General features: G+C 58.2%; 19 protein-coding genes. 1 reads left to right on the top strand and 18 read right to left on the bottom strand.

All coding sequences use genetic code 11. The features are described 5' to 3' along the window. Positions 1 to 49 precede the first annotated feature (49 nt). The 18 genes from tilS to rpsB all read right to left on the bottom strand — a co-directional run bounded on the left by tilS (position 50) and on the right by rpsB (position 20,817). Positions 50 to 1,378, bottom strand: coding sequence for a tRNA lysidine(34) synthetase TilS (tilS, locus tag AC3WTM_RS16160; RefSeq protein ID WP_102669836.1), 1,329 nt, complete (start codon positions 1,376 to 1,378; stop codon positions 50 to 52). A gap of 133 nt (positions 1,379 to 1,511) precedes the next feature. Beyond that, the gene (locus AC3WTM_RS16155) at positions 1,512 to 2,459 is read right to left on the bottom strand and encodes an acetyl-CoA carboxylase carboxyltransferase subunit alpha (RefSeq protein WP_102669835.1); all 948 of its coding nucleotides are present in this window, start codon (positions 2,457 to 2,459) and stop codon (positions 1,512 to 1,514) included. Positions 2,460 to 2,598: 139 nt separating this feature from the next. Beyond that, positions 2,599 to 6,120 (bottom strand): DNA polymerase III subunit alpha, encoded by a 3,522-nt coding sequence (dnaE, locus tag AC3WTM_RS16150; protein WP_057716164.1) that lies wholly within the window; start codon positions 6,118 to 6,120, stop codon positions 2,599 to 2,601. A 77-nt stretch (positions 6,121 to 6,197) separates the two neighbouring features. Continuing rightward, the gene (gene rnhB / locus AC3WTM_RS16145; RefSeq protein ID WP_102669834.1) at positions 6,198 to 6,824 is read right to left on the bottom strand and encodes a ribonuclease HII; all 627 of its coding nucleotides are present in this window, start codon (positions 6,822 to 6,824) and stop codon (positions 6,198 to 6,200) included. Positions 6,825 to 6,835: 11 nt separating this feature from the next. Next, positions 6,836 to 7,966, bottom strand: a complete 1,131-nt coding sequence (lpxB, locus tag AC3WTM_RS16140) for a lipid-A-disaccharide synthase (RefSeq protein WP_102669833.1) — start codon at positions 7,964 to 7,966, stop codon at positions 6,836 to 6,838. A 2-nt stretch (positions 7,967 to 7,968) separates the two neighbouring features. Beyond that, positions 7,969 to 8,745: an acyl-ACP--UDP-N-acetylglucosamine O-acyltransferase gene (lpxA, locus tag AC3WTM_RS16135; RefSeq protein WP_057716167.1), complete on the bottom strand. Its 777-nt coding sequence runs from the start codon at positions 8,743 to 8,745 to the stop codon at positions 7,969 to 7,971. Then, on the bottom strand, positions 8,742 to 9,182 hold the full coding sequence (gene fabZ / locus AC3WTM_RS16130) for a 3-hydroxyacyl-ACP dehydratase FabZ (RefSeq protein ID WP_007978374.1): 441 nt from the start codon (positions 9,180 to 9,182) through the stop codon (positions 8,742 to 8,744). Before fabZ ends, lpxA begins: the two co-directional genes overlap by 4 nt. A gap of 108 nt (positions 9,183 to 9,290) precedes the next feature. Beyond that, positions 9,291 to 10,346 carry a UDP-3-O-(3-hydroxymyristoyl)glucosamine N-acyltransferase gene (lpxD, locus tag AC3WTM_RS16125; protein WP_102669832.1) on the bottom strand — a complete coding sequence of 352 codons (1,056 nt, stop codon included), beginning with the start codon at positions 10,344 to 10,346 and terminating at the stop codon, positions 9,291 to 9,293. A gap of 2 nt (positions 10,347 to 10,348) precedes the next feature. Then, complete coding sequence (locus tag AC3WTM_RS16120; protein ID WP_007990260.1) at positions 10,349 to 10,852, bottom strand: OmpH/Skp family outer membrane protein; 504 nt, start codon at positions 10,850 to 10,852, stop codon at positions 10,349 to 10,351. Between the two features lie 45 nt (positions 10,853 to 10,897). Next, on the bottom strand, positions 10,898 to 13,273 hold the full coding sequence (gene bamA / locus AC3WTM_RS16115; protein WP_102669831.1) for an outer membrane protein assembly factor BamA: 2,376 nt from the start codon (positions 13,271 to 13,273) through the stop codon (positions 10,898 to 10,900). A 74-nt stretch (positions 13,274 to 13,347) separates the two neighbouring features. Continuing rightward, positions 13,348 to 14,700, bottom strand: coding sequence for a sigma E protease regulator RseP (gene rseP / locus AC3WTM_RS16110; protein ID WP_102669830.1), 1,353 nt, complete (start codon positions 14,698 to 14,700; stop codon positions 13,348 to 13,350). 53 nt (positions 14,701 to 14,753) lie between these two features. Next, complete coding sequence (ispC, locus tag AC3WTM_RS16105) at positions 14,754 to 15,944, bottom strand: 1-deoxy-D-xylulose-5-phosphate reductoisomerase (protein WP_102669829.1); 1,191 nt, start codon at positions 15,942 to 15,944, stop codon at positions 14,754 to 14,756. Beyond that, positions 15,941 to 16,747, bottom strand: coding sequence for a phosphatidate cytidylyltransferase (locus AC3WTM_RS16100; RefSeq protein ID WP_057716172.1), 807 nt, complete (start codon positions 16,745 to 16,747; stop codon positions 15,941 to 15,943). Before AC3WTM_RS16100 ends, ispC begins: the two co-directional genes overlap by 4 nt. Then, positions 16,747 to 17,502 (bottom strand): polyprenyl diphosphate synthase, encoded by a 756-nt coding sequence (uppS, locus tag AC3WTM_RS16095; protein WP_057716173.1) that lies wholly within the window; start codon positions 17,500 to 17,502, stop codon positions 16,747 to 16,749. The genes AC3WTM_RS16100 and uppS overlap by 1 nt, the downstream gene beginning before the upstream one ends. Positions 17,503 to 17,515: 13 nt before the next feature. Beyond that, entirely contained in the window at positions 17,516 to 18,073 is a 558-nt protein-coding gene (gene frr / locus AC3WTM_RS16090; RefSeq protein WP_008000041.1) for a ribosome recycling factor, read from the bottom strand. Beyond that, the gene (gene pyrH, locus AC3WTM_RS16085) at positions 18,070 to 18,813 is read right to left on the bottom strand and encodes a UMP kinase (protein ID WP_056720982.1); all 744 of its coding nucleotides are present in this window, start codon (positions 18,811 to 18,813) and stop codon (positions 18,070 to 18,072) included. The genes frr and pyrH overlap by 4 nt, the downstream gene beginning before the upstream one ends. Before the next feature lie 213 nt (positions 18,814 to 19,026). Next, entirely contained in the window at positions 19,027 to 19,890 is an 864-nt protein-coding gene (gene tsf / locus AC3WTM_RS16080; protein ID WP_008052779.1) for a translation elongation factor Ts, read from the bottom strand. Between the two features lie 189 nt (positions 19,891 to 20,079). Further along, positions 20,080 to 20,817, bottom strand: a complete 738-nt coding sequence (gene rpsB, locus AC3WTM_RS16075) for a 30S ribosomal protein S2 (RefSeq protein WP_007978390.1) — start codon at positions 20,815 to 20,817, stop codon at positions 20,080 to 20,082. A gap of 371 nt (positions 20,818 to 21,188) precedes the next feature. Here rpsB and map point away from each other — a divergent pair, with 371 nt between their 5' ends. Further along, positions 21,189 to 21,971, top strand: coding sequence for a type I methionyl aminopeptidase (map, locus tag AC3WTM_RS16070; protein WP_102669828.1), 783 nt, complete (start codon positions 21,189 to 21,191; stop codon positions 21,969 to 21,971). Positions 21,972 to 22,001: the final 30 nt, after the last annotated feature.

Genomic DNA, 22,001 nt, shown 5'->3' with positions numbered 1-22,001 from the left:
CCACAGAAGTTGTATCAAGAAGGGAGCGTAGTCTACCGGAAAGCCCCTTTCAGCTCAAACCTTGATCTTCGTTCAGTGGCTGCCAGTGCAAATGCCAGTCGCCGAGTGCACCACCATCGAGCCCCTTGAGGTTTGCTACCGCCAGCAGTTGCCCGTCTTTGTAGAGCAGCGGCAATCTGCCGCGCACGAAGGACGGTACAGCGCTTTCATTGAGCAAACGTTTCAGGTCCCTATGGCCGCGGCCTGGCAATGCCATGACCTCTCCCCCTTCACGATAGCGGATATGCAGCGGGCCATCGGGGATTTGCCCGGTCAGCGAAAGCACGCCGTTGCCCGGGATAGCCAGCGGTGAAGCCAGATCCAGCCACACCCCGGCGCCGGGCAGAGGCCTCAGCCAGTGGCCGGACAGCCACCAAATCCGCCCGCCCGCCCGATGCAGTTCGCCATCGGCCAGCCGCCACACCGGGCAGGCATCGCCGGTGGCACCGCGTAAATCCTCCCAACCCGACCAATGGTCAGTGTCCGGCAAACGGGTCAGCGGTTCGAGCCAATGACTCAAGGCATTGCGCTGCCGGGCATCAGACAATTGCGCAAGCGGCGCCAGCTCAAGCGACCGCAAGCCCAGCCAGGCAAACTCACTGGCAGAGCTGGCCTCACGCAAATCCATGTCCGCCAGTTCTTCGAGCAGTCCCTGCGCCTCACTCAAATGCGTCGCGCTGCGGGCCATGGTCGCCACCGCTTGCGGCCAGCGCTGGATCAGCACGGGCAATACTTGATGCCTAAGGTAATTGCGCGAGTACTGCCGATCCTGGTTCGAGGGATCCTCGATCCAGTTCAAACCATGCGCATTGGCATAAGCCTCCAACTCAGCCCGCCTGACATCAAGCATTGGCCGCAGCAAATGCCCCTTGCCCAAAGGACGCTGACTAGGCATCCCGGACAGTCCGCGCACGCCCGCTCCGCGCAACAAGCGAAACAGCAGCGTTTCCGCCTGATCATCGCGGTGCTGGGCCGTCAGCAGCACTTCGTTGGCCTGAAGGGCTTCAGTGAAGGCGTGATACCGCGCATCCCGGGCTACACGTTCAAGGCTGGCACCCGACTGCACCTGCACGCGAACTACTTTCAGCGGCACGCCCAGCGCAGCGCACACTGCACGACAATGTTCCGGCCATGTATCGGCTACGGCTTGAAGGCCGTGATGAACATGGATGGCGTTGAGCGTCGGCAGGGATTCGGTTTTGGAGAGTGTTGCCAGAAGGTGCAGCAGGACAGTGGAGTCGAGGCCGCCGGAGAAGGCGATGCGCCAAGTCGCAGCATTGCGCCACGAGGCAAGATTCAACAAGAGTCTGGCGGGCAGATCAACATTGGACCGACTCATATCCATCACCTTGCACAAATCAAATATGGGAGCGAGCTTGCTCGCGATAGCGGCCTGACATTCAACAGATTCGTCGACTGTCATCCCCTCATCGCGAGCTAGCTCGCTCCCACATGGGCATTGCGTGTACGGCTTAGAGACCGTAGCTCATCAGTCGATCGTAGCGGCGCTTGAGCAGCGCGTCGTTATCGAACTTCTTCAGCATCGCCAGTTGCGAGCTCAGTTCGGCGCGGATCGATGCGGCTGCGGCGGCCGGGTCGCGGTGCGCGCCGCCCAGTGGCTCGCCAATCACCTTGTCCACGATGCCCAGGCCTTTGAGGCGCTCGGCGGTGATGCCCATCGCTTCTGCGGCATCCGGTGCCTTCTCGGAGGTTTTCCACAGAATCGAAGCGCAACCTTCCGGCGAAATCACCGCGTAGGTGGAGTATTGCAGCATGTTCAACTGATCGCAGACACCGATCGCCAGTGCACCACCGGAACCACCCTCACCGATCACGGTGGCGATGATTGGGGTTTTCAGGCGGGCCATGACACGCAGGTTCCAGGCAATCGCTTCGCTCTGGTTGCGCTCTTCAGCGTCGATGCCAGGGTAGGCGCCCGGGGTATCGATGAAGGTCAGGATCGGCATTTTGAAACGTTCGGCCATTTCCATCAGGCGGCAAGCCTTGCGGTAGCCTTCCGGACGCGGCATGCCGAAGTTGCGGCGAACCTTCTCGCGCACTTCACGGCCTTTCTGGTGACCGATAACCATCACCGGCTTGTTATCCAGACGGGCAATACCGCCAACAATAGCAGCGTCGTCCGAGAAGTGACGATCACCGTGCAGCTCGTCGAACTCGGTGAAGATGTGTTCGATGTAGTCCAGGGTATACGGACGTTTCGGGTGACGCGCCAGACGTGCGATCTGCCAGCTGGTCAGCTTGCCGAAGATGTCTTCGGTCAGCGTTTTGCTCTTGTCCTGCAGGCGGGAGATCTCATCGCCGATATTCAGCGAATTGTCATTACCGACCAAGCGCAACTCTTCGATCTTGGCTTGCAGGTCGGCGATCGGCTGTTCGAAATCTAGAAAATTCGGGTTCATAGGCGTCCGTCTTGGGTCGAGTCCCAAGGGTTCTTGGGCCGGCCGGTTGTCTATTCGCGCCCTACCTTAAGGGACAGGCGCGTTGAGGTCGAGATTAAAAATTCAGGTCAAGCTCAGGGCAATCTGATAGCACTGACCGTCAACGGTATTGGAGGAAGACGTTGTCTCGCCCGAACTGGTCACGCAGGGCTTGAATCAACGCATCCGCCGGATCGATTCGCCAGCCTTCGCCGAACTGCAACAAGGCCTTCGCATCGGGGCTGGTGTAGTCCAAGGTGATCGGGCACGCGCCGCGGTGACGCTTCAACAGTTCACCCAGCCAGCGTAGCTGATCGCCCTTGAGGTCCTTGGTATGCAACTTCAGGCGCAGGCTTTCGGCCAGATTGGTGCGCGCATCCTCCATGCTCATCACCCGCTTGACCCGCAATTTCAGGCCACCGGAGAAGTCGTCGTTGCTGACCTCTCCTTCGACCACCACCATCGCGTCGGTCTGCAATAGTGACTGTGCGGAATGGAACGCCTCGGAAAACAGCGAGGCCTCGATCCGTCCGGAGCGGTCGTCCAGGGTGATGAACCCCATCTTGTCGCCCTTTTTGTTCTTCATCACCCGCAAGGCGATGATCATACCGGCAACGGTCTGGGTATCACGCGCCGGTTTCAGGTCGATGATGCGCTGGCGGGCGAAGCGACGAATTTCACCTTCGTACTCGTCGATCGGGTGACCGGTCAGGTACAGGCCGAGGGTGTCTTTCTCCCCCTTCAGACGCTCCTTGAGGGTCAGTTCCTTGGCCTTGCGGTGATTGGCGTAGACGTCGGCGTCTTCTTCGACAAACAGACCGCCAAACAGGTCGGAGTGACCACTGTCCTGAGTGCGCGCGGTCTGTTCGGCCGCCTTGATCGCTTCTTCCATGGCCGTCAGCAGCACCGCGCGATTGCGGTCGATGTTGGCCTGGTAGGCTTTCTGCTCATCGTGGAAATACGGCCCGAGGCGATCCAGGGCACCGCTGCGGATCAAACCGTCGAGGGTGCGTTTGTTGATGCGCTTGAGGTCGACCCGTGCGCAGAAATCGAACAGATCCTTGAACGGACCGGCCAGACGCGCTTCGGTAATCGCCTCGACCGGGCCTTCACCCACGCCCTTGATGGCGCCCAGGCCGTAAATGATCCGGCCTTCGTCGTTCACCGTGAACTTGAATTCGGACGTGTTCACGTCCGGCGCGTCGAGACGCAGCTTCATCGTCCGCACTTCTTCGATCAAGGTCACGACCTTGTCGGTGTTGTGCATATCCGCCGAGAGTACCGCAGCCATGAACGGCGCCGGGTAGTGCGCCTTCAGCCATGCGGTCTGGTACGACACCAGGCCATAGGCGGCGGAGTGGGATTTATTGAAGCCGTAACCGGCGAATTTTTCCACCAGGTCGAAAATGTTACCGGCAAGGTCCGCGTCAATATTGTTGGTGGCGCAACCTTCAATGAAACCGCCGCGCTGCTTGGCCATTTCTTCGGGCTTTTTCTTACCCATGGCTCGACGCAGCATGTCCGCACCACCGAGGGTGTAACCGGCCATGACCTGGGCAATCTGCATCACCTGTTCCTGGTACAGGATGATGCCGTAAGTCGGTGCCAGTACTGGCTTGAGGCCTTCGTACTGGTAATCCGAGTGCGGGTACGCCAGCTCGGCGCGACCGTGCTTACGGTTGATGAAGTCGTCCACCATGCCCGATTGCAGCGGGCCCGGACGGAACAGTGCCACCAGTGCGATCAAGTCTTCCAGGCAGTCGGGCTTGAGCTTTTTGATCAGCTCTTTCATGCCCCGGGATTCAAGCTGGAACACCGCCGTGGTTTCGGCTTTTTGCAGCAAGGTGTAGGTCGGCTTGTCGTCCAGCGGGATGAACGCGATATCCAGCGGCGGCTCGTTGACCTTGGCACGGTCGCGGTTGATGGTTTTCAGCGCCCAGTCGATGATCGTCAGGGTCCGCAGGCCGAGGAAGTCGAACTTCACAAGGCCGGCCGCCTCGACGTCGTCCTTGTCGAACTGGGTTACCAGGCCGTCACCGGCCTCGTCGCAATAGATCGGCGAGAAGTCGGTCAGCTTGGTCGGGGCGATTACCACACCACCGGCGTGCTTGCCGACGTTACGCACAACACCTTCGAGCTTGCGAGCCATTTCCCAGATTTCCGCGGCTTCTTCATCGACCTTGATGAAGTCGCGCAGGATCTCTTCCTGCTCATAGGCCTTTTCCAGAGTCATGCCGACTTCGAACGGAATCATCTTCGACAGACGGTCCGCCAGGCCATAGGACTTGCCCTGCACCCGCGCCACGTCACGGACCACGGCCTTTGCCGCCATGGAACCGAAGGTGATGATCTGGCTCACGGCATTGCGGCCGTACTTCTCTGCTACGTAGTCGATTACCCGGTCGCGACCGTCCATGCAGAAGTCAACGTCGAAGTCGGGCATCGATACCCGTTCCGGGTTGAGGAATCGTTCGAACAGCAGGTCATATTCCAGCGGGTCGAGGTCGGTGATCTTCTGCACATAGGCCACCAGCGACCCGGCACCCGATCCACGGCCAGGACCCACCGGTACGCCGTTATTCTTGGCCCACTGGATAAAGTCCATCACGATCAGGAAGTAACCGGGGAACCCCATCTGGATGATGATATCCAGCTCGAAATTCAGCCGGTCGACATAGACCTGGCGCTTGGCCTCGTAGTCTTCGGTAGTGTCCTTGGGCAGCAAAACGGCAAGGCGCTCTTCCAGGCCGTCGAAGGACACCTTGCGGAAGTATTCATCGATGGTCATGCCATCCGGGATCGGGAAGTTGGGCAGGAAGTGCGTGCCCAGCTTCACTTCAATGTTGCAGCGCTTGGCGATCTCAACGGTGTTTTCCAGCGCTTCGGGAATGTCGCTGAACAGCTCGGCCATTTCCTCGGCGCTTTTGAGATACTGCTGGTCGCTGTAATTCTTCGAACGCCGCGGATCGTCGAGGGCGCGGCCTTCACCGATGCAGACGCGGGTTTCATGGGCTGCGAAGTCTTCCTGCTTGATGAAGCGCACATCGTTGGTCGCTACCAGCGGCGCACCGAGCTTCTCGGCCAGGGCCACGGCGCCGTGCAGTTGTTCTTCATCGTTGGGGCGGTTGGTGCGCTGGATTTCCAGATAGAAACGATCCGGAAACACGTCCATCCATTCGCGAGCCAGGGTTTCTGCCTCGGCGGGGTTGCCGCTGAGCATGGCTTGGCCGATCTCGCCTTCTTTGGCCGCCGACAGCATGATCAGGCCCGAGTTGGCTTCAGCAACCCATTCGCGCTCGATGATGATCGCGCCGTTGCGCTGACCATCGATAAAGCCGCGGGAAATCAGTTCGGTGAGGTTGCGATAGCCTTCGGCGTTCATCACCAGCAGGCTGATCCGGCTCAGGGGGTTGTCCGGATCCTTGTTCGACAGCCACAGGTCGGCGCCGCAGATCGGCTTGATCCCGGCACCCATGGCGTTTTTATAGAATTTGACCAGTGAACACATGTTGTTCTGGTCGGTGACCGCCACGGCAGGCATGTTCATGCCTACCAGGGTCTTGACCAGCGGCTTGATCCGCACCAGACCGTCGACCAGGGAGTATTCAGTGTGCAGGCGTAGGTGAACGAATGAAGCCGGCATAGTGATCCTGTCTATAAACATGAAGACAACAAGGCCCGGATTGTACCGGGCCTTGGTAAAAAAAATCAGCCTTGCGACTAACTCTCTACGGCGCTCTCTAGCGCCTCATACGCCAGCCGCACCGGGGCAAACGAACGCCGATGAATCGGGGTCGGCCCAAGCCGTGCCAGCGCTTCCAGATGAACAGGCGTCGGGTAGCCTTTGTGCCCGCCGATGCCGTAACCCGGGTAAATCAATTCGAACGCGGCCATTTCACGATCACGGCTGACCTTGGCCAGAATCGATGCGGCGGCGATGGCTGGAACCTTGCTATCGCCCTTGACCACGGCTTCGGAGCGCATCGGCAGTTTCGGGCAACGATTGCCGTCGATCATCGCCAGCTTCGGCTGAACGTGCAGCCCGGCGACCGCGCGCTGCATGGCCAACATGGTGGCGTGCAGGATATTCAGTTCGTCGATTTCTTCGACTTCGGCGCGAGCGATACACCAGCTCAGCGCTTTTTCGCAGATTTCGTCGTAGAGCTTTTCGCGACGGGCTTCGGTGAGTTTCTTCGAGTCATTCAGGCCGTGGATCGGGCGATTCGGATCAAGGATCACCGCCGCTGTCACCACCGCACCACAGAGCGGACCACGACCTACCTCATCAACACCGGCAACCAACTCTTCGATTTCAGCGACCAAGGTGAAATCCAGCCCCATCTGCATATTCGTTTTACTCATTTTACTTGGCCGATCAGGTTCAGCACTGCGTCCGCAGCCTGGTTGGAGGCATCCAGACGCAGGGTCCGGTGAATCTCGTCAAAACCGCGGGTCTGCTCTTCCCCATCCTCGATCAGTGGCGACAAGGTCTGGGCCAGCGCTTCGACCGTGGCATCGTCCTGCAACAACTCGGGCACCAACAGACGTTGGGCCAACAGGTTCGGCAACGAAATGTAGGGGCTTTTCACCATGCGCTTGAGAATCCAGAACGTCAGCGGCGCCAGGCGATAGGCGACCACCATCGGTCGCTTGTACAGCAGCGCTTCAAGCGTCGCGGTACCGGAGGCAATCAACACCGCATCGCACGCTGCCAGGGCCAGATGAGACTGCCCGTCGAGCAGGGTCAGCGGCAGATCGCGACCGATCAACAGTTCTTCGAGCTGTGCGCGACGTTGCGCACTGGCGCATGGCATGACAAACCGTACCCCCGGGCGCAACGCCCGCAGGCGCTGCGCCGTATCGAGAAACAATGAACCGAGCCGGCCAACTTCACCGCCACGGCTGCCTGGCATCAACGCCACCAGCGGCCCGTCAGGTAAACCGAGTTCAGCCCGCGCGGCAGCGCGATCGGCCTGCAGTGGAATAGCATCGGCCAGGGTATGGCCGACGAAACGCACCGGCACGCCTTTCTCTTCGTAGAATCTGGCTTCGAACGGGAACAGCGTGAGCATCAGGTCGCAACCTTCGCGAATCCTCAGCACGCGTTTCTGCCGCCAGGCCCAAACCGACGGGCTGACGTAATGCACCGTCTTGATCCCGGCCTGGCGCAGCTTGAGTTCGATATTGAGATTGAAGTCCGGCGCGTCGATACCGATGAATACATCGGGTTTCGCGTCGATCAGGTCGGCGACCAGCTTCTTGCGCCGAGCCAGCAACTCGCGCAACCGGCCCAGCACTTCAACCAGCCCCATGACGGACAGACGCTCCATCGGGAAATACGAGGTCAGGCCTTCAGCCTGCATCAACGGACCACCGACACCGATGAACTCGACCGCCGGGTGGCGAGCCTTGAGCGCGCGCATGAGACCCGCACCCAGAATGTCACCGGAAGCCTCACCTGCTACCAGCGCAATACGCAGATTGGCCATGGTTAGCGGGTGATGCCGCGGGTCGAAGACTGGATGGAGTCACGGAACACCGCTACTTCCGGGAACTGCGCAGATGGCTCCGCCAGTTCGGCGAGCGCCTGCTCCACGGTCAGGCCCTGGCGGTACACCACCTTGTAGGCACGACGCAGCGCGTGGATCGCATCTTCGCTGAAGCCCCGACGGCGCATGCCCTCGAAGTTCATGCTCCGGGCTTCGGCAGGGTTGCCGAACACCGTGACATACGCAGGAACATCCTTGCCGATCGCTGTACCCATACCTGAAAAGCTGTGGGCGCCAATGTGGCAATACTGGTGAACCAGGGTAAAACCGGAAAGGATCGCCCAGTCTTCAACATGCACATGGCCCGCCAGTGCGGTGTTGTTCACCAGGATGCAATGGTTGCCGATAACGCTGTCATGGCCAATGTGGGCATAGGCCATGATCAGGTTGTGGTCGCCCAGGGTCGTTTCCGAGCGATCCTGGATGGTGCCACGGTGAATCGTCACGCCTTCACGGATGACATTGTGATCACCGATCACCAGGCGGGTTTCCTCGCCCTTGTACTTCAAGTCGGGTGTGTCTTCGCCCACCGAGGAAAACTGGTAGATGCGATTGTGCTTACCGATTCGGGTCGGGCCCTTGAGAATCACGTGTGGCCCGATGACTGTCCCCTCGCCGATTTCCACACCTGCGCCGACGATCGACCACGGGCCGACCTCGACGCCGTCAGCCAGAACGGCTGTCGGATCGATGATTGCACGAGGGTCAATCAAACTCATAGCTTGCGTTCCGCACAGATGATTTCAGCCGAGCAGACAGGCTTGCCATCGACCGAAGCCTGGCATTCGAACTTCCAGATCTGACGCTTGCAGCTGATGAACTTGGCCTCAAGGATCAGTTGATCGCCCGGCAAAACCGGTTGGCGGAAGCGCAGCTTGTCAGACCCGACGAAGTAATAGAGCGTGCCGTCAGCCGGTTTCACGTCGAGCATTTTGAAACCAAGGATCCCGGCAGCCTGAGCCATTGCCTCGATGATCAATACGCCCGGCATGATTGGATGCGCAGGGAAGTGACCATTGAAGAACGGTTCGTTGATGCTGACATTCTTGTAGGCGCGAATGCGCTTGCCCTCAACATCCAGCTCCACTACCCGGTCCACCAGCAGGAACGGGTAACGGTGAGGCAGGTATTCGCGAATCTCGTTGATGTCCATCATTTCGGGGGGAAGCCTATGTAAAGATTGGGAGCGCGCGACTGACACACGCCCCTCTAGCAAATCAAGCAGGCAGTCTAACGGCCGTGCACACTTGATATGGAAATGGTATCAGCCATCTGATGAAGCATTACCGTCAGGGGTCACTTCCCCTACACGTTTTTCCAGCTGTCGCAGGCGCCGCGCGATGTCATCGAGCTGACGGATGCGAGCCGCGCTTTTGCGCCATTCGGCTGCTGGCTGCATTGCCGTTCCGGAAGAATAGGAACCCTTTTCGGTAATCGAGTGGGTCACCATGGTCATCCCTGTGATGAAAACGTTGTCGCAAATTTCAATATGCCCCACCAGCCCTACACCGCCAGCGAGCATGCAATGCTTGCCGATTTTGGTGCTGCCGGAGATCCCGACGCAGGCGGCCATGGCGGTGTGATCACCGACCTGAACGTTGTGGGCGATCTGGATCTGGTTGTCGAGCTTCACACCATTACCGAGAACGGTATCGGCCAATGCGCCGCGGTCGATAGCGGTATTCACGCCAATCTCCACATCATCACCAACCAACACACCACCGATCTGGGCAATTTTCTGCCAGACACCTTTCTCATTGGCAAAACCGAAACCTTCGCCGCCGAGCACGGCACCTGACTGAATGACCACACGCTTGCCGATGCGCACATCGTGGTACAGCGTGACCCGCGGGGCCAGCCAGCCGCCTTCGCCAATTTCGCAACGGGCACCGATGAAGCAATGCGCACCGATGGTCACACCCGCAGCAATACGTGCAGCGCTTTCGATCACTGCAAAGGCACCAATACTCGCAGCCGGGTCAACCACCGCGTCCTCGGCCACAACGGCTGTCGGGTGAATGCCCGCAGCCGCTTTCGGTTTTCGATCGAACAGGTGGGAAACCCGCGCGTAGGCCAGATACGGATCAGGCACCACCAGCGCATTACCGGCAAAACCTTCGGCATCAGCGGCCTTCAATAACAGTGCTGCGGCCTGGCTATCTGCCAGGTACTTACGGTATTGAGGGTTTGCGAGAAAGCTCAACTGAGCTGGGCCAGCCTCTTGCAAAGTGGCTAGCCCAGTAATTTCTTTCTCCGGGTCGCCACGTAGCGTGGCACCGAGGAACTCGGCCAATTGGCCGAGCTTTATAGTCGCTGTCATAGTTACTTCAGCTGATTCATGCGCTCGATAACCTGGCGAGTGATGTCGTACTGAGGCTTGACATCAATCACTGCGCCACGCTCGAAGACCAGGTCAAAAGCACCTTTCTTGATGACTTCTTCCACAGCGCTGTCCAGTTTCGGCTTGAGCTGCTTCAGCATTTCACGGTCGGCAACGGCTTTGGCTTCGTTCAGTTCCTTGGACTGGAACTGGAAGTCACGGGCCTTTTGCTTGAATTCAAGCTCCAGACGCTCGCGCTCACCCTGCTGCATTTTGTCGCCACCGGCCATCAGGCGGTCCTGAATGCCCTTGGCGCTGCTTTCCAGCGTCTTGAGCTTGGTCAACTGAGGGCCAAATTTCTTCTCGGCATCCACGGCGTATTTCTTGGCCGCGTCGGATTCCAGCAGAGCCATCTGATAATTCAAAACAGCAATTTTCATGTCGGCGAACGCCGGACCAGCGACCAGTACGCTGGCCAGGAGAACCAATTGAGTCAACTTACGCACGATGCACTCCTACAAAATTCATTGTCGTTATCTTGGGTCAGACGCTTAGAACGTCTGGCCGAGAGAGAATTGGAACACTTGAGTTTCAGCGTCATCCGGTTTCTTGACTGGCATGGCCAGGGCGAAACTCAGAGGACCCAGTGCGGTGACCCAGGTCACACCCACACCGACGGAACTGGCCATGTTGCTCAGACTGATATCGTTGCACTTGGTGTTGGACTTCGAGCCATCCGCGTTTGTGGTATCCGAGCAAGATGAATCGAATACGTTACCCACATCCCAGAATACCGAGGTCCGCAGGGAGCGTTGATCCTTGACGAACGGCAGTGGGAACAGAACTTCCACACCACCCTGGATCAGGACGTTACCACCGAACGGCAGCGGATCCTGGTCCGGGTCAACCGCTGTGCCAGGGTTCTTGCCGGTACTTGGTGTACTGCGAGGCCCCAGGGTGCTGTCCTTGAAGCCACGAACCGAGTTGAAACCACCAGCAAAGTAGTTTTCGTAGAATGGCAAGCCATCCGTCGACCCGTAGCCATCGCCATAACCCAGCTCGGTGTGCAGGCGCATGGTGTAGTTCTCGCTCAATGGCTGGAACAACTGGCCACGGTAGTCGAGTTTGAAGAACGACAGGTCGCTGCCTGGTATCGTGGATTCCAGCACCAGGCTCTGGGAATGACCACGGGTAGCAAGCACACCTTTGTTCAGGGTGGACTCGGACCAACCGGCCGAAGCCTTGAAGTTCAGGTACTTGTCGCCTTCCTTGTTAACGAAGTCGAAAATCTCGTCAACGGTGTACACACCTGTCTTGATCTCGTCCTGCTGAGCCGTCAGACCAAAGGTCAGACGCGAAGTCTCGCTGATCGGGTAGCCAACGCTCACGCCTGCACCCAGGCTGTCTACGGCGTAGCTGGCGATGTCAGTATCGAGCTCGTCATAGTCAGTCGTGCGGTAGAACGCGTTGTAACCCAGGCTCACGCCGTCGGCGGTCCAGTAGGGGTCGACAAAGCCAAAGTTATAGCGGGTTTGGTATTCGCTTTTGGTCAAGCCGACGCTGACCTTGTTACCGGTACCCAGGAAGTTGTTCTGGGTAATCGAACCACCGAGGATCAGACCGGCGCTCTGGGCGAAACCAACGCTGGCGGTAATCGAACCGGAGGCTTGTTCTTCAACGCTGTAGTTGACGTCCACCTGGTCATCGACACCCGGCACGGCCGGGGTCTCAACGTTGACTTCCTTGAAGAAGCCCAGACGTTCAAGACGGGTCTTGGATTGGTCGATCAGGTAAGTAGAAGCCCAGCCGCCTTCCATCTGACGCATTTCACGACGCAGCACTTCGTCTTCGGACTTGGTGTTGCCACGGAAGTTGATGCGGTTCACGTAGGCACGCTTGCCCGGATCGACCGCGAACAGGATGTCTACGGTGTGATCCTCGTCGTGCGGTTGAGGCACACCGTTGACGTTGGCGAAGGTGTAACCCTCGTTACCCAGGCGACGGGTGATCAGTTCGGAGGTGGTAGTCATCAGCTTGCGCGAGAACACCTGGCCTTTTTGCACCAGCAACAGGGACTTGACCTGGTCTTCAGGGACCTTCAGGTCACCGCTGAGCTTGACGTCACGAACGGTGTACTTCTCGCCTTCGTTGACGTTGACGGTGATGTAGACGTGCTTCTTGTCTGGCGTAATGGAGACCTGAGTCGAAGCGATATCCATGTTGATGTAGCCACGGTCCAGATAATAGGAACGCAGACGTTCCAGGTCACCGGACAGCTTTTCACGGGCGTACTTGTCGTCGTTCTTGAAGAACGACAACCAGTTGGTGGTCTTGAGTTCGAACAGGTCGATCAGGTCTTCGTCAGGGAAGACCGTGTTGCCCACCACGTTGATGTGCTGGATAGCCGCAACGGTGCCTTCGTTGATGTTGACCTTCAGGCCGACGCGGTTACGCGGCTGCGGCACGACTTCGGTGTCGACGGTAGCCGAGTAGCGACCCTGGGCGACGTACTGACGTTGCAACTCGTTACGCACACCTTCGAGGGTGGCACGCTGGAAGATCTCGCCTTCAGCCAGACCGGATTGCTTGAGGCCTTTCATCAGGTCTTCGGTAGAGATCGCCTTGTTACCTTCGATCTCGATACTGGCGACCGACGGGCGCTCGACTACCGTGATGACCAGGACGTTGCCATCGCGGCCCAGCTGGATATCTTGAAAGAAACCGGTTTTGAACAACGCACGAGTGGATTCCACCAGGCGACGATCATCCGCCTGTTCACCGACGTTCAACGGCAAGGCACCAAAGACGCTACCCGCGGAGACCCGCTGGAGGCCATTGACGCGAATATCAGAGATAGTGAAGGACTCGGCGTGAACTTCGGCGATCATCAATACGGTGAGAACCGCAGTTAGCAGCAGACGTTTCATGAAGTCCTTTCTTATTCCAACTGGCAATAAACAAACTGCCGCAAAATGCGGCAGATTCGCAATTCAGCGAAGCGTTACAGTCGACCCAGATCATTAACCAGAGCAAGCAACATCACCCCGATCACCAAACTGATACCGATCTGTATCCCCCAACCTTGCACCCGATCTGACAAGGGACGACCACGCACCCACTCGATCAGATAAAACAACAAATGCCCCCCATCCAGTACCGGAATGGGCAGCAAATTCAGAACGCCCAAGCTAATACTCAGATAAGCAAGGAAATTCAGGAAATCAGCAACACCCGACTGGGCCGAAGCGCCCGCCACTTTAGCAATGGTTATCGGTCCACTCAAGTTTTTTACCGAGAGCTCACCGAACAACATTTTCTTCAGTGAATCGAGGGTCAGCACGCTCATGGTCCAGGTGCGTCGAGCCCCCTCGCCAATTGCTGCCAATGGCCCGTAGCTGACCTCGCGGATCATCTCCGGCGGCCAGTCGATCGCCTTCACCCCTGCCCCCAAGTAACCGCTGGGCGACTTGCGATCGCCGCGAGCGGCAAGCGTCACCGGGACGTCGATTTGAGCAGCGTCGCGTTCAACCCGCAGCATGATTTTGGTATCAGGATGCATACGGACGGTATCGACAACCTGCTGCCAGTCATCGAGCGTACGACCATCGAGCGCGAGCAACCGGTCACCGGTCTTCAGGCCGGCAGCCTGAGCCGGCCCCTTTGGATCGAGTTCGGCCAGGACAGGCGGCAATGCCGGACGCCACGGACGAATCCCCAACGAATGGATAGGGTCGGGCTCGTCAGACCCTTTGAGCCACTTGTCCAGCGCAAGTTCACGAGGAGAGTCGGCCGTGGAACCTTGTTCGCGCACCACTATCTGCAACGAACCGCTTTCGCCCAGGCGACGCACCAGCTGCAGGTTCACCGCCGCCCAGCCGGAAGTCGCCTCACCATCAATGGCCACGATTTCCTGGCCGGGGCTCAAACCTGCCTTGGCTGCGATGCTCCCGGACTCGACAGCGCCGATGACCGGACGTACCTGCTCGCTACCGAGCATTGCCAATACCCAGAAGAACGCCAATGCCAGCAGGAAGTTGGCAATCGGCCCCGCCGCTACGATGGCAATGCGTTGACGAACGGATTTACGATTGAAAGATTGATCAAGCTGATCGAGCGGTACTTCACCTTCGCGCTCATCGAGCATTTTGACGTAACCACCCAACGGGATGGCGGCGACGACAAATTCGGTGCCCTGCTTGTCGTGCCAACGCAGCAAAGGCATGCCGAAGCCCACGGAGAAGCGCAGCACTTTGACCCCACAGCGACGCGCGACCCAAAAATGGCCGAACTCGTGGAAGGTAACCAGCACACCCAGAGCGACCAGGGTGCCGACAATCATATAGAGCGCGCTCATCTACTTTCTCCGCATTCCTATCCGCTGCTGCTTGAGCCAACTATCCGCAGCATTTACCGCCCGTGACGGCTCAACCATTGTCCGGCCAGCAATCGGGCCTTCGCGTCTGCCGTGAACACCGCATCGAGATCATCCACTGCCACTACAGGCTCCAGATTCAGTACTTCCTCGATGATACTCGCGATTTCCGGGTAACGAACCCGTTCGTCGAGAAATGCCGCTACCGCCACTTCATTCGCCGCATTGAGCATGGCTGGCGCGCTGTTACCCGCTTCGGCCGCCTGACGAGCCAGACGCAGGCACGGGAAACGTTCTTCATCGGGCGCCTGGAAGTCCAGCCGCGCAATGGCAAACAGGTCCAGCGGCGCCACACCCGAGTCAATCCGCTTCGGCCAGGCCAGGGCATTGGCGATAGGCGTGCGCATATCCGGATTACCAAGCTGTGCCAGAACAGAACCATCAACGTAGTCGACCAGCGAATGGATCACACTTTGCGGGTGAATCACCACCTCGACCTGCGAAGGTTTGGCATCGAACAGCCAGCAGGCTTCGATCAACTCAAGCCCCTTGTTCATCATGCTGGCCGAGTCAACGGAGATTTTTCGCCCCATGGACCAGTTCGGATGAGCACACGCCTGATCGGGAGAAACATGCGCCAACTCAGCCATGGGCGTCTGTCGAAACGGACCGCCGGAAGCCGTCAGCAGAATCCGACGTACGCCAACCACCTCAAGGCCACGGGCATAATCGAGCGGCATGCACTGGAAAATGGCATTGTGCTCGCTATCGATCGGCAGCAACACCGAACCGCTCTTGCGCACGGCCTGCATGAACAGCGCGCCGGACATGACCAGCGCTTCTTTATTGGCCAGCAGAATCTTCTTGCCGGTCTCCACCGCCGCCAGTGTCGGGCGCAAACCCGCCGCACCGACGATGGCCGCCATGACCGCATCGACTTCCGGATCGGAAGCGACCTGACACAAACCTTCCTCACCCACCAGAACACGGGTCGAGAGACCCGCCGCGCGCAAATCATCTTGCAGGGTGCGGGCAGCTGCGATCTCAGGCACCACGGCAAATCGCGGGACATGGCGTACGCAGAGCGCCAGCAATTCACTCAAGCGGCTGAAGCCAGTCAAAGCAAAGACCTGATATCGATCAGGGTGACGAGCGATGACGTCGAGCGTGCTCAGGCCAATCGAGCCGGTCGCCCCCAGAACGGTAATCTGTTGCGGGCGGCTCATGGCGCAGCCATCCACAGCAGCACCGCAAACACCGGAATCGCCGCCGTCAGGCTGTCGATGCGATCCAGCACGCCGCCGTGACCCGGAAGCAGATTACTGCTGTCCTTGATCCCGGACTGACGCTTGAACATGCTTTCAGTGAGATCACCCACCACCGAAATGAACACGATCAGCGCGGCACCGATCAACCCTTTGAGCAGCTCGGCCACTGTCCAGTCGCGAACCAGACCAACGATTGTGGTGATCACCAGACTCAGCGCCAGACCACCGTACACGCCCTCCCAGCTTTTGCCGGGACTGACCTGTGGTGCGAGCTTGCGCTTGCCGAAAGCGCGACCGGAGAAGTAGGCGCCGATATCGGCCCCCCAGACCAACACCATCACCGCCATGATCAGCCAGTTACCCAGCGGGTATTGCTTGATTTGCACCAGACCTTGCCAGGCCGGCAGGAGAATCAACAGGCCAATAACCAACTTGGTCGCAGCACTGGACCATTGCTCGCTCGAACGCGGATAGGTCAGCACCAGATACGTCGCCACTGCCCACCACAGCACTGAAGCGCCCAATACCCAAGGCGCGAGGCCGGGCAGGATGTACATGAGGAACAGCACCAGAGCGACCACAGCGGCATAGCCAACGCGGTACGCTTGAGCGGCAAAACCTGCCAGCCGCGCCCATTCCCAGGCACCAAGGGTCACGACCAGCCCGATGAACAGTGCAAAACCGGAACCTTCGAGCAGGAAAAATCCGCACAAGGCAATCGGCAGCAGGATCAGTGCGGTGATGATTCGTTGTTTAAGCATTAAACCCGGGCTCCAGCCTCGACCTGCTCGCTCGTTTTACCGAAGCGGCGCTGGCGGGAAGCGAAATCGGCCAGCGCATTGCGCATGGCATCGTGTTTGAAGTCCGGCCAGAACAGGTCGGAGAAATACAACTCGGCATAGGCCAGTTGCCAGAGCAGGAAGTTGCTGATGCGGTGCTCGCCACCGGTGCGGATGCACAGATCCGGCAACGGCAGATCACCTGTGACCAGACAGGTCTGCAGCAGATCAGGCGTGATGTCTTCCGGACGCAAGTGCCCGGCCTGAACTTCTCGCGCCAGTCGTTGCGCAGCTTGCGCAATATCCCACTGACCGCCGTAATTGGCGGCGATCTGCAGGACAAAACGATTGGCACCAACCGTCATGGCCTCGGCTTCACGCATGGCAGCCTGCAGCTCTGGATGAAAACGCGAGCGGTCACCAATGATGCGCAGGCTGATGTTGTTGTCGTTGAGGCGCTTGGCCTCACGACGCAGCGCCTTGAAGAACAGATCCATCAAAGCGCTGACCTCATCGGCCGGACGTTGCCAGTTCTCACTGGAGAAGGCGAACAGGGTCAGCACTTCGACCTTGGCCTCGGCGCAGACTTCAATAACTGCACGCACTGCATCCACGCCCGCTTTATGCCCGGCGACACCTGGCATAAAGCGTTTTTTCGCCCAGCGATTGTTACCATCCATGATGATCGCGACATGGCGCGGCACCGCGGACGGTGCAGTCTGCTTAGTCTTTTCCATGAAAACGCGACCCTTATACGGCCATCAGGTCTTTTTCTTTCTGCGCCAGATCCGCGTCGATTTTAGCCACGAACTTCTTGGTCAGATCATCGATCTCGCCAGTCGCACGACGCTCTTCGTCTTCGCTGATCTCTTTTTCCTTGACCAGATCCTTGAGCTGGCTGTTGGCATCACGACGGATGTTGCGCACGGCAACACGGGCATCCTCAGCGACGTCACGAGCCTGCTTGGTGAAGCCCTTGCGGGTTTCTTCAGTCAGGGCAGGCATGGAGATCAACAGCAATTCGCCAAGGTTGGTCGGATTCAGGTTCAAACCTGCGCTACCAATCGCCTTGTCGACGGCACCCAGCATGTTGCGCTCGAAAGCAACGACTTGCAGGGTACGGGCGTCCTTGACGGTGATGTTGGCCACTTGCTTGATTGGGGTGTCGGAGCCGTAGTACGGCACCATCACACCTTCCAGGATACTCGGGTGCGCCTGGCCTGTACGAATACGGCCGAAGTTGTGCGCGAGCGACTCCACGGACTTCTGCATGCGCTCTTGAGCGTCTTTCTTGATTTCGTTGATCATTGTGCGCCTTCCTCGATCAGGGTCCCTTCCGCGCCGCCATGTACGATATTCAGCAGGGCGCCGGGCTTGTTCATGTTAAATACGCGTAGTGGCATCTTGTGGTCGCGGCACAGACAAATGGCCGTCAGATCCATCACACCCAGCTTGCGATCCAGCACTTCATCATAAGTCAGATGATCGAACTTCTCGGCATGCGGGTCTTTGAACGGGTCAGCGGTGTAGACACCATCGACCTTGGTCGCCTTGAGCACGACATCGGCATCGATTTCGATTGCACGCAGGCAGGCTGCCGAATCCGTCGTAAAGAACGGGTTGCCGGTACCGGCCGCGAAAATCACCACGTCCTTGGAATTCAGGTGACGCATGGCCTTGCGACGATCGTAGTGATCGGTCACGCCAACCATGGAAATAGCGGACATCACGATGGCCGAGATGTTGGCGCGCTCAAGGGCGTCGCGCATGGCCAGGGCGTTCATCACAGTGGCCAGCATGCCCATGTGGTCGCCGGTGACCCGGTCCATGCCAGCCTTGCTCAGCGCTTCACCGCGGAACAGGTTGCCACCACCGATAACCAGACCAACCTGAACACCGATGCCGACCAGTTGGCCAACTTCCAATGCCATGCGATCCAGAACTTTCGGATCGATCCCGAACTCTTCCGAGCCCATCAGGGCCTCGCCGCTAAGCTTGAGTAGAATGCGTTTATAGCGAGCCTGATAACCACTGCCCTGCTGAGCCATTGCGAATCTCTCCTGCGGCGTATTTTAAAAAAAAGTCTTTGCGAGCTGTTTACAGCTGACGCTCACTCTAGCTTGGCACTGCTTCAGCGCCATCGGAACATGGCTTTGTAAGCCAGTTCCAAAGGGAAACCAAATAAAAATTGATACCCCATCTGAAAAGAGGCTGCGCGCGTGAGCGGGCAGCCTCTTCTGGGCGACAGTTAAAAAACCGTCTTATTGCTTGGCGGCAGCCAGCTGGGCAGCAACTTCTTCTGCGAAGTTGTCCACTGGCTTCTCGATGCCTTCGCCTACTTTGAAGTAAGTGAAGGAAACGATTTCAGCGCCGGCTTTCTTGGCCAGGGCACCAACGGTGACTTCCGGGTTCATCACGAAAGCTTGCTCTACCAGGCTGGCTTCAGCCAGGAACTTGGTGATACGGCCAGCAATCATCTTCTCGACGATTTCAGCTGGCTTGCCTTTCATCTTGTCTTCGTTCAGGGTCAGGAAAACGCCCTTCTCGCGCTCGATGGCTTCTGGCGAAACCTGCGATGGCAGCAGGAACTCAGGGTTGCTTGCCGCCACGTGCATGGCGATCTCTTTGGCCAGCTGAACATCGCCGCCCTTGAGAACAACAGCAACACCGATCTTGTTACCGTGCAGGTAGGTGCCGACAACGTCGCCCTCTACGCGTACCAGACGACGAATGTTGACGTTCTCGCCTACTTTGGCGACCAGAGCTTCACGAGCCGATTCCTGAGCGGCGATCAGCGGAGCTGCGTCGGTCAGTTTTTCGTCGAAGGCTTTTTCTACGCAGGCAGCAACGAAGTTCTTGAAGTCGTCTTGCAGGGCCAGGAAGTCGGTCTGCGAGTTAACTTCCAGCAGCACGGCTGCCTTGTCGTCAGCCTTGATGGCGATAGCGCCTTCAGCGGCAACGTTGCCAGCCTTCTTGGCAGCCTTGATGGCGCCCGAAGCACGCATGTCATCAATGGCTTTCTCGATGTCGCCGCCAGCCTTGGTCAAGGCCTTTTTGCAGTCCATCATGCCTTCGCCAGTACGCTCGCGCAGTTCTTTGACCAACGCTGCAGTAATCTCTGCCATTTCAAAATCCTCTTGGATAGGTTTTCAACCATTCCACCCGATCGAACGGGCGATCAATTCTTCCCGAACCACCCTTGTTAGCTGCCGCACGTTACAGATAGAGCAGTGGGCGCCGACAAATGGTTTTCGAGGTGGCAAAAAGGGGGCCAAGCCCCCTTTTTGCTTACTGAGTCAACGCCAAGGCGTCAATTACTCAGCTGCTGCTACCGGAGCTTCTTCAACGAAAACTTCGGTGCCGCCAGCAACATTGTTGCGACCGCGGATGACAGCGTCAGCCATCGAACCCATGTACAGCTGGATAGCGCGGATTGCGTCATCGTTGCCTGGGATGATGTAGTCAACGCCTTCCGGGCTGCTGTTGGTATCGACTACGCCGATAACCGGAATGCCCAGTTTGTTGGCTTCGGTGATCGCGATGCGCTCATGATCAACGTCGATAACGAACAGAGCGTCTGGCAGACCGCCCATGTCCTTGATACCACCCAGGGAACGATCCAGCTTTTCCAGGTCACGAGTGCGCATCAGCGCTTCTTTCTTGGTCAGCTTGGCGAAAGTACCGTCTTCGGCCTGCACTTCAAGGTCACGCAGACGCTTGATGGAAGCACGGATGGTCTTGAAGTTGGTCAGCATGCCGCCCAACCAGCGGTGATCGACGTACGGCGAGCCGCAACGTGCTGCTTCTTCAGCAACGATCTTGCCAGCGGAACGCTTGGTGCCGACGAACAGAATCTTGTTTTTGCCCTGGGCCAGACGCTCTACGAAAGTCAGAGCTTCGTTGAACATTGGCAGGGTTTTTTCAAGGTTGATGATGTGGATCTTGTTACGCGCGCCGAAAATGTACTTACCCATTTTCGGGTTCCAGTAACGGGTCTGGTGACCGAAGTGCACACCGGCCTTCAGCATATCGCGCATGTTGACTTGGGACATGATAGTTCCTTAATAAGTCGGGTTTGGCCTCCACGTATCCCAATGACCAACCAGCAGCATCAGCTGAAGGCACCCAGGTCATCGTGTCGACACGTGTGTGGATTTAGGCTTCCCGGGACATCCCCGGAAAGCGGCGCATTTTATATCACAAGACAGGGCAAAACGGAACCCGGATTCTGAAATCCTGGCGAGCGCTTTGCTCCACCCCTTGGAATCCGCCAAGAATGCACCATTCTATAGAGAGAAGCGATGCACACAGCCGCAGATTTGCGCTGATCGTCTGGTAGAATCGTATTTTTCAGGGCTGCGAAGTTCGATCGCGCGCTGCCCTTTCCGTTTAGAAAGCGCCGCCTGGCGCAGAGAGAGCCTGTATGACCGTCACCCTCAAAACCCCCGAGGATATCGCCAAAATGCGTATCGCCGGCAAACTGGCCGCCGATGTGCTGGAAATGATTGCCGAATACGTCAAGCCGGGCGTTACCACCGATCAACTGAACCAGATCTGCCACGACTACATCGTCAATGAGCAGAAAGCCATCCCTGCCCCGCTCAATTACAAGGGCTATCCAAAGTCGATCTGCACGTCGATCAACCATGTGGTCTGCCATGGCATTCCAAACGACAAGCCGCTTAAAGATGGCGACACCCTGAACATCGACGTCACCGTCATCAAGGACGGTTACCATGGTGACACCAGCCGGATGTTCCACGTCGGCAACGTACCGGTCTGGGCCGAGCGCCTGTCCCAGGTGACCCAGGAATGCATGTACAAGGCGATCGAGATCGTCAAACCCGGCTGCCGCCTGGGCGACATCGGCGAAATCATCCAGAAGCATGCGGAGAAGAACGGCTTCTCGGTGGTTCGCGAATTCTGCGGCCATGGTATCGGCAAGGTGTTTCACGAGGAGCCGCAGATCCTGCACTACGGCCGCGCTGGCACCGGCATGGAACTCAAGGCTGGCATGACCTTCACCATCGAGCCGATGATCAACCAGGGCCGCGCCGACACCAAGGTGCTGGGCGATGGCTGGACCGCGATCACCAAGGACCGCAAGCTCTCGGCACAGTGGGAACACACCCTGCTGGTGACCGAAACCGGTTACGAGATCTTCACCTTGCGCAGCGATGACACCATCCCTCGCGTTTCGGCCTGATCCCGCGACCGTATATCGCCTATAGAAAGG

The sequence above is a fragment of the Pseudomonas sp. EU05-FHT14B02 genome, from assembly GCF_058791055.1.
This window is presented reverse-complemented; position numbering and strand designations above follow the sequence as displayed.